This window comes from Pedobacter zeaxanthinifaciens (genome assembly GCF_003313335.1).
In the GTDB taxonomy this organism is placed as follows: Bacteria; Bacteroidota; Bacteroidia; order Sphingobacteriales; family Sphingobacteriaceae; genus Pedobacter; species Pedobacter zeaxanthinifaciens.
This window is the reverse complement of the sequence record NZ_QMHP01000006.1, coordinates 15,324-29,148: the sequence shown is the minus strand read 5'-3', so window position 1 is coordinate 29,148 and position 13,825 is coordinate 15,324. Positions and strand designations below refer to the sequence as shown.

Annotated in this window: 10 protein-coding genes; 8 read left to right on the top strand and 2 right to left on the bottom strand. The window is 38.7% G+C overall.

Features of this window, described 5'->3' with window-relative positions; genetic code table 11:
• The first annotated feature begins 54 nt into the window (after positions 1–54).
• The 4 genes from DUT68_RS10445 (at position 55) to DUT68_RS10430 (ending at position 3,188) form a co-directional block, all read left to right on the top strand.
• A complete protein-coding gene (locus DUT68_RS10445) occupies positions 55–1,665 on the top strand; it encodes a T9SS type A sorting domain-containing protein (RefSeq protein WP_113638143.1) in 1,611 nt (536 codons plus the stop codon).
• 115 nt (positions 1,666–1,780) lie between these two features.
• Entirely contained in the window at positions 1,781–2,500 is a 720-nt protein-coding gene (locus DUT68_RS10440; RefSeq protein WP_237088313.1) for a peroxiredoxin, read from the top strand.
• 128 nt (positions 2,501–2,628) lie between these two features.
• Positions 2,629–2,937: a thioredoxin family protein gene (locus DUT68_RS10435; protein WP_113638142.1), complete on the top strand. Its 309-nt coding sequence runs from the start codon at positions 2,629–2,631 to the stop codon at positions 2,935–2,937.
• 2 nt (positions 2,938–2,939) lie between these two features.
• Positions 2,940–3,188, top strand: coding sequence for a DUF6952 family protein (locus DUT68_RS10430; protein ID WP_113638141.1), 249 nt, complete (start codon positions 2,940–2,942; stop codon positions 3,186–3,188).
• A gap of 50 nt (positions 3,189–3,238) precedes the next feature.
• On the opposite strand, the gene DUT68_RS10425 is transcribed toward DUT68_RS10430, so the two are convergent.
• Entirely contained in the window at positions 3,239–4,012 is a 774-nt protein-coding gene (locus DUT68_RS10425) for a response regulator transcription factor (protein ID WP_113638140.1), read from the bottom strand.
• 234 nt (positions 4,013–4,246) lie between these two features.
• Between DUT68_RS10425 and DUT68_RS10420 the strand changes: the two genes are divergently transcribed.
• Together DUT68_RS10420 and DUT68_RS10415 are read left to right on the top strand one after the other, a co-directional pair.
• Positions 4,247–7,726, top strand: coding sequence for a T9SS type A sorting domain-containing protein (locus DUT68_RS10420; RefSeq protein ID WP_113638139.1), 3,480 nt, complete (start codon positions 4,247–4,249; stop codon positions 7,724–7,726).
• Positions 7,727–7,911: 185 nt separating this feature from the next.
• Positions 7,912–8,349, top strand: coding sequence for a hypothetical protein (locus DUT68_RS10415; protein ID WP_113638138.1), 438 nt, complete (start codon positions 7,912–7,914; stop codon positions 8,347–8,349).
• A 65-nt stretch (positions 8,350–8,414) separates the two neighbouring features.
• Here DUT68_RS10415 and DUT68_RS10410 read toward each other — a convergent pair whose 3' ends face one another.
• A complete protein-coding gene (locus DUT68_RS10410) occupies positions 8,415–9,242 on the bottom strand; it encodes an N-acetylmuramoyl-L-alanine amidase (RefSeq protein ID WP_113638137.1) in 828 nt (275 codons plus the stop codon).
• A gap of 202 nt (positions 9,243–9,444) precedes the next feature.
• Between DUT68_RS10410 and DUT68_RS10405 the strand changes: the two genes are divergently transcribed.
• Together DUT68_RS10405 and DUT68_RS10400 are read left to right on the top strand one after the other, a co-directional pair.
• Positions 9,445–11,124 carry a dipeptidyl-peptidase 3 family protein gene (locus DUT68_RS10405; RefSeq protein WP_113638136.1) on the top strand — a complete coding sequence of 560 codons (1,680 nt, stop codon included), beginning with the start codon at positions 9,445–9,447 and terminating at the stop codon, positions 11,122–11,124.
• A gap of 241 nt (positions 11,125–11,365) precedes the next feature.
• On the top strand, positions 11,366–13,798 hold the full coding sequence (locus DUT68_RS10400) for a TonB dependent receptor (protein ID WP_113638135.1): 2,433 nt from the start codon (positions 11,366–11,368) through the stop codon (positions 13,796–13,798).
• Positions 13,799–13,825: the final 27 nt, after the last annotated feature.

Sequence of the window (13,825 nt, the reverse complement as noted above, 5' to 3'; positions counted from 1 at the left end):
GTTGTTTTGCGGTTTTTGAACCATACTAATTTTTAAACCTTAAACAAAAAACGCATGAAGAAACTTTTACTATTTTTTTCGTTATCAATTTCAGTTGTAATTGCCAAAGGGCAATCGCTTAGCCAACTTTGGTATTATGAAGCTACCACTACGCCAACAGAATTGTTAACCACAACTAGCGCAACCTATTCCTTGGCTTATAATAAGGTTACTAACAAATTATATGTAGCTAACAGAGGTGATCAGATTTATATCGTGGATCCAGAAAGTTATACAGGCAATATCAGCTCAATTCCTAAAAGCTCGTTATTGGCTTTAAACAAAGGCACAATTGCAGAAACATATTGCTTTTCTAAAGTACGGGTTGACGACAATGGCGTAATATATGCAACTGCTATGCAAACCAATGGTATTATTTACATTTACAGGTGGGCTAGCGAAACTGCAGCACCTACACGATACACGTTTACTGACGCAACCATTACAAGTAGAGTTGGAGACTCGTTTGGTTTATTTGGCACTGGTGATAATACACGGTTATATGTAGCTGGTAATAGCGTTTCGGGGTCTTCTACAGGGTCTAAACTATACGTGTTCGATGTAATAGGTGGCGTGCCAACGTATCATGGTGCAGTTGATTTAGATGCGGCCCAATACAATGCGACTTTTAGAGACGTTGCAAAAGGAAGCATTAGCGCCGAAGCCGCCGATGTATTATGGTTAGGCTCAACAGACGCTGGCGTAACGTTCAGAAGGGTTAAAATCAACCTAACAACCAATACTTATGTTTCTCATGAAGTAATTAGCAGCACCTATGCTAACTTTAATGCTACCGTGGGCGAGTATGTTAATGAAAATGGAAAAGGTTACTTTGCTGTAACTAGTGGAAAGACAATTGCAAATCAAAACTTAGTTCAGCTTTCAAAAACCGGGAATGTTGGCGATGCAAGCGTTACCATGCAAAATGTTTCTTCTTTCAACTTTGGAAAAACCGCCTACACTACTAACAGTGGTTATGCAGATATGGCAGTTAAAAGAAATGCCGATAATACGACTACATTTTTTGTAGTGACTTCACAAAATTATATAGGAGCTGTTAAAACGTTCGCTCCTCTTCCCGTTACTCTTACCTCTTTTGATGCGTCTCTGGTAAAAGGTCAAAGTACCCTAACTTGGGGTACTGCGGCCGAAACCAACAACAAAGGTTTTGAACTTTACCGTGCTACTGAAGGCACAGATTTTAAAAAGATAGATTTTATCGCTGCGAAATCCTCAAATGGTAATTCTGCAACGGCCCTTACCTACACCTATGTAGATAGAACCGCCAAAGCAGGAGTAAACTATTACAAGCTTAAGCAGCTGGATTTAGACGGAAAATCTGAAACTTTCGAAAAAGTAGTAAGTGTGGATGTGAAGCTTTCAACAGCTAACGTAGTGGTTTATCCAAATCCAGCAACCTCTTATGTAAATGTTAATCTTGCTGATGATGACTACAAAAACGTTAAGTATGACCTTTTTGATTTAACCGGCAAGAAAGTGCTTAGCGAAGTTGCAAAGGCGTCGCAGCAAGATGTATCCGTAGCGGCTTTGCCTGCTGGCGTTTACTATTTAAAAATAACTAAAAACGGAGCGGAAATTAAAACCGCCAAAATAATAAAACAATAGGTGTAAGTTAATATTTGGTTAATTGAAGGCCCCGGAGAAATTCGGGGTTTTTCTTTTTTCTCGCAAAGCGAAAACAATGGTAAAGTTGATGTGAAGGCCTATCAATTTTGTCTATGTGCCTATCAGAATTTATGATGGCTTTTGGGTTGCCTTAGCGTTCAAATTACACTACCTTTGCGGCAACAAAAAAATTAAGAAAATTATGAGCTACGTAGGTAAAAAATTTCCAAGTATTACGGTAGATGCAATGTCTGAAATGGGCGATGATTTAAAGATCAACGTTTTTGAAGAAGCGGTGAAAAATAACTCTAAAGTATTGTTATTCTGGTATCCAAAAGATTTCACTTTTGTTTGCCCAACTGAATTACATGCATTTCAAGCTGCTTTAGAGGATTTCAAGCAAAGAAATACAGTGGTTATTGGCGCTTCTTGCGATACAAACGAAGTTCACTTTGCATGGTTAAATACTGCAAAAGATAACGGTGGTATCGAAGGTGTAACTTACCCTTTAATTGCTGATACCCACAGACAGTTGGCAGGTACCTTAGGTATTTTAGATCAAGAAGTTGAGTATACTGAAGAGGGCGAAGAGATCTTCTCAGGTTCAAACGTATCTTATCGTGCAACTTACTTAATTGATGAAACAGGTAAAGTTTTCCACGAAAGTGTAAACGATATGCCTTTAGGTAGAAATGTAAAAGAGTATCTGCGTTTAATTGATGCTTATGCTCACGTACAAAAACATGGCGAGGTTTGTCCTGCAAACTGGGAAGAAGGTAAATCGGCAATGAACGCTACTAGAACTGGCGTTGCTGAGTACTTAAGCGCTAACTAGTAACAGTTTTCAATTCACAGCTTGCAGTTCTCTAGTGTTGGCAGGAGTGACGATTGGCATGAGCGCTATCTTTGGTAGTTTAACATTCCAACTTTTCAACCTTCCAACACTTTAATAATCTTAAAATCATGTTTTTAGAATTAACAGAAGATAGTTTAAGCCAATACCTTTCGGAAAACCCGAAAGTGATGGTACAATATGCGGCTTCATGGTGTGGCAATTGCCGAATCATGAAACCGAAGTTCAAAAAATTGGCAGCAGAAAATGAGGATGTGGCATTCTTGATTGTTGATGCGGAGAAGTTCCCTGAGTCGAGAAAATTTGCAAAAGTGGATAACTTGCCAACGTTTGCCGCTTTTAAAAATGGCGAGTTGGTTGATCAAGTGCAAACCAACAAGGCGGAAGTTTTAACTGATTTGTTTACTAAAATCAAATAGTAATGAAGGTTCCAGTAATTAGACAGTTTTTTGAAAATTCAACTCCTGAGCAGCTAAATGCAACACTTGAGGTATTAGAGGCCTTTTGTGAATTTAGAGGCGTTAGCGAGACTGAAATTGATGTAGCGGGAGAAATGATTACCAACATTTGTGGAGCCCTTGAGGTGCATGAAAGCGTGAAGAGTGGTGCCGAACCTAGAGAAGCTTTAAATGCTTTTTCCCAAAAGGTAATGGGTTCTATTGACAGGTAGTTAACAAAAAATATCTTTAAAGCCAACCTCAACAGTTGGCTTTTTTTATTTTAAATCAATCCCCACTCTATACATCTTTTCACCAAATCCGAACCATTTTTTGCTTCGGTTTTCCTTAATATATTTTTTCTGTGGGTACGCACTGTAAGGCTAGATAGGAATAGTAAATCAGCAATTTCATTGCTTGAATGACCCTGTGCTATAAGCTTTAAAATTTCAAGCTCTCGTTTTGTTAGGCTTTGCGGTAAGCTAGGCTTCAACATAAGCTCAGGCTTAAGGCCAATCTGATAAAAATCAGTGCGTGGGCTAATGCCAGAGATTAAAACTGTATAACTGTTTATGGCAGTAATGTGTTGGATATTAGTATGGATGTTAATCGCTTCAACCATTTTTCCACTCTCATCTTCTTTAATGGTAAGCGCTTGATGGTGAAACAATTGATAAGTGCCATCACCGGTCCTCATTCTGAAGCAATAGCTGGATTTCAAGTTCATTTTATGCGCCCATCCAATTTCTCGTAGTTTATTTATGGCTAAACGCTCCGCTTCAATTACAAAAGGGATATCTTCAGGGTGAATTAAGGAAATGATTTCGCTCAAATGCCAGGGATACTTTTTTATCCCATGCAGTCGTAAGATGTTCTCATGGAAATTATTGATGCTGCTATCACCGATATTCAACGTGTAGTAATAAAATTCTCCTACAGATAGTAAGTCGGCAATAATACGCTCATATGGAACTTTATTTACTTCCTTAAGTGCTGGGCCCATCTCCCTCTTATAGTCATCCCACACCACATTCAATACATGTTTTTCAGCGTTCATAGCTACATTTTTCTCAGGTTCAAATTAGTAATACAGGTTGTAAAATACAACAAATGTGGTATTTTTTTCATCTCAAAATCAAATCATCTTTGAAAAATTAATTTGATGATTAATAGGGCTTAACAAGGCAGTTATACCGTAAAAATACCTTTTGCTTTAGGGTGTAAAAACACAACTGCTCTGTTTATAAATACTTGAAATTTATCCTGTCAATTGTAACCAAAAATGTAGCATATGAAAAAAACTTTACTTTCCTTTTTATTTACCTTGATTACGGCTGTTGGCTTTGCACAATGGAGCATTAATCCTAAAGTAAATACAGCAGTTGTGGGTTCGGGAAATTCCCAACGAGGCAATACCAGTATAGATGATGGCGCTGGAGGAGCTATCGTTGTTTTTGAAGAAAATGTTTGGGATGCCATTAACTCGGTAGGGTATACGCAGATTTTCGCCCAGCGATTGTCGGCGTCAGGTGTTGCGCTTTGGAGTAGCCCAACATTGATCGCAACTGCACCTGATTATACAGAGAAGCAGATCATTGCCGATGGCAGTGGAGGAGTAGTTGTTTTTTGGAGCCAGAAGACCACTAACGGTGCCAATCAACCAAATAAGCTCTATGCCCAACGCTTAAATTCAAGTGGAACAAAATTGTGGGCTACCAACGGTTTGGCCCTAACCACTACTGCCAGCGGTTATTGGATTTCGGCGGTAATTATGGATAGCAATAACTTGGTTTATGCCTACAGTAACTATGATGGCATAAAAACAGATAGCTATATCCAAAAAATAGATTTGAGTGGCGCAAAACAGTGGGGTGCCGATTTAAAGTTAAATGATGCCGCAGGTGAATACGAAAGCGGACTTATTTTTAAAGATGGAGCCGGTTATACGGTAGTATTTGGCGAGGAATACGAAATAAATACAAATGACGAAGGAAATCGCTTTTATTGGCAAAAACTAAATGCAAACGGCACAAAAAATGGCAGCAATGTACTACTTGAAGACTTATTGCCCCTTGGAGGGATTGAATATTATGGGGCACAGGTAATAGCTGATGGTAACGGCGGATTGTATTACACCATAGTAGCAACTAACCAAAACGACGATAGCAAAGTTAAGCTATACTTACAGCGTATTTCCAATAGCGGAACTAAGCAGTTTAACGCCACCAATTGGGGTTTAGAAATAGATGCAACTGCCGGAGCCTTAGTTGGCGAAGGGGCATCAAGTTATTGGAATGCACCTATTTCAATGGTTTTGGACGGTAGCGGCGGTGTTGTATTGGGTTGGGGCGATACAAGGAATGGTAACGCAGGATTATACGCACAGAGATACAACAGCAGCGGTACAAAGCTTTGGAATACTGGTGATATAGAGGTAATCCGCGGGCCTATTAACGGGTTTTACGGCAGTAACATTAAGGTTGATGCCAGTAATAACTTTAGTTTCCTTTTGCAGAAGAATTTTGGTAATTCAAATGCGCCAATTTATCTGCAAAAAATATCCGGTTCGGGAGTATTGGTTTATCCTGCTCAGGGCATTTTAGTATCATCTAGAGCCGCCGATAAATACGAGATAGAACAACTGATGTTTTCAGATAAGGTGGTGGCTGTTTGGAACAGTTACGACGAGCTATCAGGGAAATATAACGTGTTTGCCCAAAGCATATTCAACAATGGAGAGCTGGCCCAAGTTAACTTTAACGGGTTTTTGGTAATCAATACTCGAACTTTGGAAGGCTTTAATACCATACAGGCTGCTATTGATGATGCCGACACTAAAAACGGTGATGAACTTCGAATTGCGGAAGGGGTTTTCGTTGAGAAACTTAACGTAAACAAGCAGTTAGGGATTTATGGCAATAATGCAGGTATCGAGCCGTGGCTATGGACAAAACCGGCTACAATCATTAAAACGCCGTCTACAGATTTTGTGACTAATGTAAGTTTAGTTTCGCTTGGCGCAAGTAATGTAGCCATAGACGGGATACAGTTTGAAGGTACAAACGATGCGCTGAGCGATGCCGCACCCCGTAATATTAACGGTAAAGCAAACCGTGTTCCTAGGGCAATTAGCACTGTAATCAATACTGCGTTTGGTAATTTGCTGGTGAGTAATAATAAGTTCAGTGATTTTACAGATAGGGCAATTTCATTGTTTTCAACGGGATTGGTTCAAACGGGTTTGGTAATTACCAATAACGTGCTGGATAATATCAGTGCCATCAATGTAACTTCATCAGCAGGAAATGCTTTAGGGATTTTAACTTCAAATTATATTGGAGAAATTTCGAATAATAAAATTACAAGAGCAAATACCGGTATACAAAGCCAATTTCAAAGCTTTGGTATGGTTGGAAGTTTAAATATCCTCAAAAACAATATAACCCTTTACAAAACCGGCATTGTAGTAACCGGAAATGTAAGTTCAGACACGCCGCCGATTAATGTAAATGATAACGTCATTACAGCAGCTAATGCCGCTACTTGGACCGCCGATGGCTTAAATACTGCTAATATTTTCCCTCGTGGAATATGGTTGCTAACGCTGCCCGGCGACTCGAAAATCATGGCAGCTAGAGATACCGTGTCTAACATGCGCTGGGCTTTTGAAGCTTACAGAATTGAAAAATCAACGGTTGATTTAAATCGGTTTGTAGTACAGGGAGGGCTTTACCAGTCCAACTACATTGGCTTTGATTCATATAACGACGGAAATTTAACCTACGATACGAGGGTGGTTTTAGATGGTGTAAAAATGGTTAATAACGAGTTGTTGGGGCTGTTGAATGAAAGTTCAGGCGCTTTCAAATCTGAAATGGTGTTGCGTAATGGAGTACAGGTGCTACATAATGCGCCAACGGCAACTTACGAAAACGCAATTTCAATTTTTGGCACTAACGCACAACTAAACGAGTTGAATGATACCAAAATTAGCGGGGCCAACAAAAACTTTATTTCTTTCAGGTCTACATCTGGCAACGCCCCGATGAGTGGCTTAACGGTTGATGGTAAAGATGTAACTTACGATGGTACTGTTGATGGTCAAACTTTTAATAATTATAAGCCATCAGCTACGCTGGATTTAACTTTAAGAAATGCTGTTAAAGCCCGTATTTTTGATGGTGATATTGCCACCAATGCAACCGCGGGTAAAGTGCTTATTCCGGGTGGAACACTGCCAGTGTCATTAATTGATTTCAATGCAACGCTCAAGAGTAGCGGTGTGCTTTTAACGTGGTCAACAGCAGCAGAATTAAACAACAAACAATTTTTGGTAGAAAAAAGCACTGATGGAATTTCCTTTAGCACAATTGCCACAGTTAACGGTAAAGGTAACACTCAGGAGAAATCTAGCTATCAATTTACTGATGTGAATTTCTTCCAATCAGCTTATTATCGCTTAACTCAAGAGGATTTAAATGGAACGAAAATCGTTTATCAGGACTTGATTAAATATGTTAAAGCTTTAGGGGAAGCAGAGAAAGTCGCTGTTTATCCAAATCCAACAGTAGCAAGCGTGTTTGTAACATCAAATGAAGCTAAAAACGGCTTAACGGCAAAGCTGATGGACTTAACAGGAAGAGTATTAGAATCGAAAACTACTAAAGGTGCACAGCTAGAGTTTAACTTGACACAATTGCCTAAGGGTACCTACCTTGTACAAAGCAAGGATGACAAGGGTACTTTCACAGAGAAAGTCATTAAGCAATAAACATAAATACCTTTGTTTTTTCGTGCCCAAAAAGCTTCAACTTTTTGGGCACGGTTTTTTATACGGCTCTTATAAGTACCGTAAAAATACGGTTAAGTTTAGGGTAAAAGCGCCTTTATACGGCTTTAAACTGTGTCTTAAATTTGTGATAATAACTCATTAAAAGAGATTAAACAAACAAAGACATGAAAAAATTGATAGCTATTTTAGCTTTGGCGCTACTTTTCGCTTCTTGCAAGAAGGAAGAGAAAACACAAGAATCTTCCATTATACCTAATTCGTTTATGGGGCGAAGTGTGCAAGTACAAGGAACCGTAGAAGTTGGCAATAAAAAGGTAGACATTTTAATTTGGGACTCAGGACAGATTGATGGCGATATCGTATCGTTGTATGTGAATGGCAAGGAAATCATCGCTAATTACACCCTAACCGCATCCAAAAAAAGGTTGCCAGTTACCTTGGATAACAAAGGCTACAACTACATTTTGCTTTATGCACATAATGAAGGAACATTACCTCCCAATACCTGTGCTGTTTCGTTGGATGATGGCGCTGGAGAGAAAAACTTAGTGTTATCTGCCGATTTAAAAACAAATGGAGCTTATAATATTGTGGTAAAATAAATAGCAGCCTTCATAAAAAAGGTCGATTCATAATTATAAATCGACCTTTTTTTATGTTACGCTTCTTATAAGCTCTTTTTATATAGATTGTAAATTACCTGCTTATCAAAATCAGTTAATACCTGAGTAATATCTGTTTGGATAAAATGTATTTTGAATGCTTCAATAGCGTAATTAGGGCGGGCAATGTTATAGCCAATCACTTTTAAGCCAACCATTGGATCAAAGTTTTCTGGCACACTATCCAGCACATCGTCGTACCACAAGCCATAGCCCTGTTGCGCTAAAGTTTTCCAAGGGAAATTTTTTGGATCGTTTTTACGGCCTGGCGCAAAATCAGCATGACCAATAAAGTTGGCCGTTGGGATACTATATCTTTTCTTCAACGTTTTTAGCAAGGCACACAAACTGCTAATTTGAGCGTCAGTCCAAGGATCGGTTGTACCGTTATTATCCATTTCAATACCAATTGAGCAAGAGTTCATATCAGTAACACTGCCCCATTTTCCAGCTCCAGCATGTTGTGCCCTTAGGTAGTCATTTACCATTTGTACCACTTTGCCATCCCTGCTAACTACGTAATGTGAGCTGGTTCCGGTACGAGGAATAGTAAAAGTTCTTAAAGTTTGTCCCAATGAGTCTTGAGCCGTATGATGAATAATCACAAAATTCGGCTTCCTAATGCCCATGTTGGTAGTGCCCACAAAATACTGCTCATTAAATAACGAATCAATTTGTTGGTTTTCTGGCGGGGTAGCCTTAATAATTTTAGAAAATGCCTTTGCATTATTTTTATACACTTTATCTGTAGCCTTGTATTTGTAGGTACTGCAAGCGGTTGCCAATAAAATTAGGGAGAACAATAAAGTAACAGAAAGTTTGTGTGTCTTCATTTGCTAGTTTGTTTTCGGTTAAAGTTCAAAATGTTAGTAATAAAAAATTGGGAAGGCAGATGGCTGGTATAAAAATTCTTTCGCTACATTATTAAAAACCGCCAACTCTTTTGTTTACTTTGTGTCTTTGTAATTAAATTTGGCGAATTAATTTTCAACTAAATTAAGAAATTAACGCAAAAACCCGAAAAAACAATCGAATATGCGCAAAGGTAAATCAAGCTTAATAAAAGGCATCCTTTTAGGAACAACTATAACCACCTTTTTAGCGGCCTGTGGTGGTGGCGAAAAAACTCCTCAAGAAACCTCCAGTAATAAAAATTTGGATTCGCTACAGGAGTATGTTTCGCAGCGCTTGCCCATTTATGAAAAGGTTCGCCTAAGCACCGATCTTAACCTTTTAACTCCTAACGAGCGCCAAGTGCTGCCTTTGTTAATTGAAGCAGCTCAAATTATGGATGAGCTTTTCTGGAAGCAAGCCTATCCGCAACGTGATAGTTTGTTAGCAACAATAAAAGATGAAAAAACTAAGGATTTCGTTAGAATTAATTATGGGCCGTGGGATAGGTTAAACGGCGATAAGCCATTTGTTGCAGGTATTGGACCTAAGCCATTAGGCGTTAATTTTTACCCTGCAGATATGACCAAAGAGGAATTGGAAAAATCTGACGTTAAAGATAAAAATGGATTGTATTCGGTAATTCGCAGAGAAAATGGAAAATTGGTAGCCATTCCTTATCATATTTATTTTGCAACCGAACTTCAGAAGGCAAGTAGCTTACTTAAACAAGCAGCTTTAATAACCGATAATGAAGGCTTAAAAAAATACCTGAATTTAAGAGCTGATGCCTTAATTACAGATAATTATACTGCTAGTGATTATGCCTGGTTGGATATGAAAACCAATGGTTTGGATATCATTATTGGCCCAATTGAAAACTATGAGGATAAACTTTTTAACGCTCGTGCTTCTTTTGAAAGCTATGTGTTGGTAAAAGATAAAGAATGGAGCAAGCGCTTAGCCAAATACGTAACCTTATTGCCTGAATTACAAAGAGGATTGCCTGTAGCAGATAAATATAAAAAGGAGGTTCCCGGTACCGATTCGGAGCTTAACGCTTACGATGTGGTTTACTACGCGGGCGATTGCAACGCTGGATCAAAAACCATTGCAGTAAACCTACCTAACGATGAAAAAATACAGCAGGAAAAAGGCACACGCCGCTCGCAACTAAAAAATGCGATGAAGGCTAAGTTCGACAAAATTTTAGTGCCAATTGCCAATGTGTTAATTGATGCTTCGCAGCAGAAATACGTTAAGTTTGATGCTTTTTTTGCTAACGTGATGTTTCATGAGGTTGCACACGGTTTGGGCATCAAAAATACCGTTACTGGAAAAGGAATGGTTCGCAGTGCTTTACAAGAGCAGTACTCGTGGTTAGAAGAGGGCAAAGCCGATGTTTTAGGCTTGTATATGGTGACAGGCTTGCTTAAAAAAGGCGAATTACAAGGAGATATCAAAGATTACTATACCACTTACATGGCTGGCATCTTACGTTCGGTGCGTTTTGGAGCAGCAAGTGCACATGGTAAAGCCAATATGCAATGTTTCAATTACTTTCAAGAAAAAGGAGCTTTTGAGCGCACTGCACAAGGCACCTACAAAGTAAACTACGAAAAATTTGCTACCGCAATGAATGAGCTGAGCGCTTTGATTTTAACCTTACAGGGAAATGGCGATAAAGCTGCGGTTGAAAAAGCTCAGAAGGAAAGAGGAATTATTAAACCAGAATTGCAGGCAGATTTAGATATGTTGGCACAAAAGGGTATTCCTGTAGATATCATTTTTGAACAAGGTGTTGATGTATTAGGGATGAAGTAAGTTCCATAATCATCTTAAAAAAGCGGCCTGAATTAGTTTTCAGGCCGCTTTTTGCGTAGTTGGATAAAAAAATTGAAATTTCTTGTAACCTTTCGCAACCCTTTATCGTCTACTTTATACAAACTATTAACAAAGGCTCGACCTTAATTAACTAAGCTAAAATTTTAACGGTTTAAACAAAATCGGCTCTTGGGCCGCAGGGATTTTTTTGCCCAAAATTTTAAATTAAAACACACACAAAATGAAGAAATTATACGTACTCTTAATCGCAGTTTTTACCCTTACGGCGGCTATGGCAGCTCCCAAAACAGGGAAGCAGGTTGAAATAAACGGCATAGTGCTGGATGAGCAACGTAAACCTGTTGATTACGCAACAGTGGGCTTATTTAAAGTGTCGGATTCATCCTTGGTGAAAACCGCAATGACAACCCCAGAAGGAAAGTTCAGTTTTCCAAATATTACCGCAGGCAACTACTTCATCAAAATTAACATGATGGGTTACCAAATACATAAAGGCAAAGCGTTTTTGGTAGCAGACCTTAGCTTAACTTTACCGGAAGTACTTTTGGTAGCCAACAGCAAAACTTTAAATGCGGTAAGTATTACTGCGGTTAAGCCGTTGTTGGAGCGCAAGGCGGATAAAATGGTGATGAACGTAGAGAACAGCAGTGTTGCAGTAGGCTCATCTGCTTTGGAAGTGCTACAAAGGGCGCCTGGCGTTACGGTAGATCAAAATGATAGAATTTCCATGCAAGGAAAGCAAGGGGTTTTAATTATGTTAGATGGGAAACAGACTTATATGAGCCAGGCCGATGTTGCTAACTTATTGCGTAACATGCAGAGCTCCGAAATTGAAACCATTGAATTGATTACCAATCCTTCGTCAAAATATGATGCTTCAGGAAACTCTGGAATTATCAATATTAAAACGAAACGTTCAAAAAACGGCGGCACAAACGGCAGTTTTAACGCAGGTTTAGCCTATGGTAAAAACTTACGAGGTAACGCCGGCCTAAACTTAAACTATCGCAATAAGGGTGTTAACGTATTTGGAAGCTACAATTTCAATAAAGGTGCCCGAAGCAATGTAATAGATATCGACCGTATTGCTAACGGAAATCCAAGTACCTATTTCTCACAAAAAGGAGGGGACAACCGTGAGTTTGAAAACAATAATTTTAAGGCAGGAGTTGATTTTTTCCTTAACAAAAACAATACTTTGGGTGTGTTAGCTACTGGTTATCTTAACAGTGGCGACGAAGATGCTTTCAATAAAACCAACATCGGAAAATCATTTACACAAATTGATTCTACTTTAAATACGACCAACCTGAACCAATCTACCTATAGAAATTTTGCTTACAACTTAAACTATAAATCGGTTTTGGATACCACAGGGCAAGAAATTTCTGCCGATGTAGATTACTCAAGATACAACGGTAGGGACAGATCTAACTTAGAAAATACGTTGACTTTCCCTAATGGTACGCTAGTGAAACCAATTGGTCGCTTGCGCAATAACAGTCCAAGCATTATTGATATTAAAGCGGTTAAGGTAGATTACGTTTTGCCTATTAATAAAACAACCAAGTTTGAAGCTGGTGCAAAAAGCAGTTGGGTAGAAACCGATAATGATTTACAGGCCGAGGAGTGGAAAAATAACATCTGGCAAAATGATGTGAGAAGAAGCAACCACTTTGTTTACGATGAAAATGTGAACGCACTTTATTCTAATTTGAGCAAACAGTTTAAAAAAACAAGCGTACAGTTGGGTTTAAGGATGGAACAAACCAATTCTAAAGGACACTTGATCAATACGAACAATGTGGTTGAGCGCAGTTATTGGGATTTTTTTCCAACGGTTTACGTACAACATACCTTAGCTAAAAACCATCAAGTCGGCGCTTCTTACGGGCGTAGGATTGATAGGCCTAGTTACGATGCCCTAAATCCATTTATTTTTTATTTGGATGAATATACCTATAACAAAGGAAATCCTTTCTTAAAACCACAGTATACCAACAATTACGAGATAAATTATACGCTGATGCAGAAATACTTTTTGAATTTAGGCTACAGCGTTACCAATGATGCCATCACGGAAGTGATTTTGCCTAACGAAGAGCGTAAAGCTTTATTCCAAACCAATGAAAACTTGGCAACTCAAAAAGTACTTTCGGCTAATTTGACTGTGCCAGTTAAAATTAAAAAGTGGTGGACAATGAGCAATAACTTTAACGTGTTCCACATGGCATTTGAGACGCCAAATTTGCAAGGGCAGGCACTAAAAACTGGTCAAACTTCATTTCAGGTTCGTATGCAGCAAAACTTTATCATTATCGATGGCCTAACCGCCGAACTTAATGCCAATTACGAGTCGCCATTAACTTATGGTACCTTAGCTTTGCAGGAAAGAGCCTTTGTGGATTTTGGTATTAGCAAAGCGATGTTGAAAAAGAAAGCGAGTTTGAAATTAGCTGTTTCGGATGTTTTTGATACTAACAGAACAAGATTGAGCAGTGCTTATCCGGGCTTAAGTTATAGCTTATACCAAAAAAATGAAACGCAGTTATTTCGTGTGAATTTCAGCTATCGCTTTGGTAAAAATGAAATTAAACCTGCCAGAAGACGCTCTACAGGAACAGAAGCTGAACAAGGGCGTATGAAAAATTGATTTAAACCGTTATGATGTAGCATTTAA

What these genes read in the sequence shown, in the direction of transcription:
- DUT68_RS10425 (WP_113638140.1), bottom strand. Translation starts at nt 4,012, where the DNA reads ATGAACGCTGAAAAACATGTATTGAATGTGGTGTGGGATGACTATAAG.
- DUT68_RS10400 (WP_113638135.1), top strand. Translation starts at nt 11,366, where the DNA reads ATGAAGAAATTATACGTACTCTTAATCGCAGTTTTTACCCTTACGGCG.
- DUT68_RS10435 (WP_113638142.1), top strand. Translation starts at nt 2,629, where the DNA reads ATGTTTTTAGAATTAACAGAAGATAGTTTAAGCCAATACCTTTCGGAA.
- DUT68_RS10420 (WP_113638139.1), top strand. Translation starts at nt 4,247, where the DNA reads ATGAAAAAAACTTTACTTTCCTTTTTATTTACCTTGATTACGGCTGTT.
- DUT68_RS10405 (WP_113638136.1), top strand. Translation starts at nt 9,445, where the DNA reads ATGCGCAAAGGTAAATCAAGCTTAATAAAAGGCATCCTTTTAGGAACA.
- DUT68_RS10410 (WP_113638137.1), bottom strand. Translation starts at nt 9,242, where the DNA reads ATGAAGACACACAAACTTTCTGTTACTTTATTGTTCTCCCTAATTTTA.
- DUT68_RS10415 (WP_113638138.1), top strand. Translation starts at nt 7,912, where the DNA reads ATGAAAAAATTGATAGCTATTTTAGCTTTGGCGCTACTTTTCGCTTCT.
- DUT68_RS10445 (WP_113638143.1), top strand. Translation starts at nt 55, where the DNA reads ATGAAGAAACTTTTACTATTTTTTTCGTTATCAATTTCAGTTGTAATT.
- DUT68_RS10430 (WP_113638141.1), top strand. Translation starts at nt 2,940, where the DNA reads ATGAAGGTTCCAGTAATTAGACAGTTTTTTGAAAATTCAACTCCTGAG.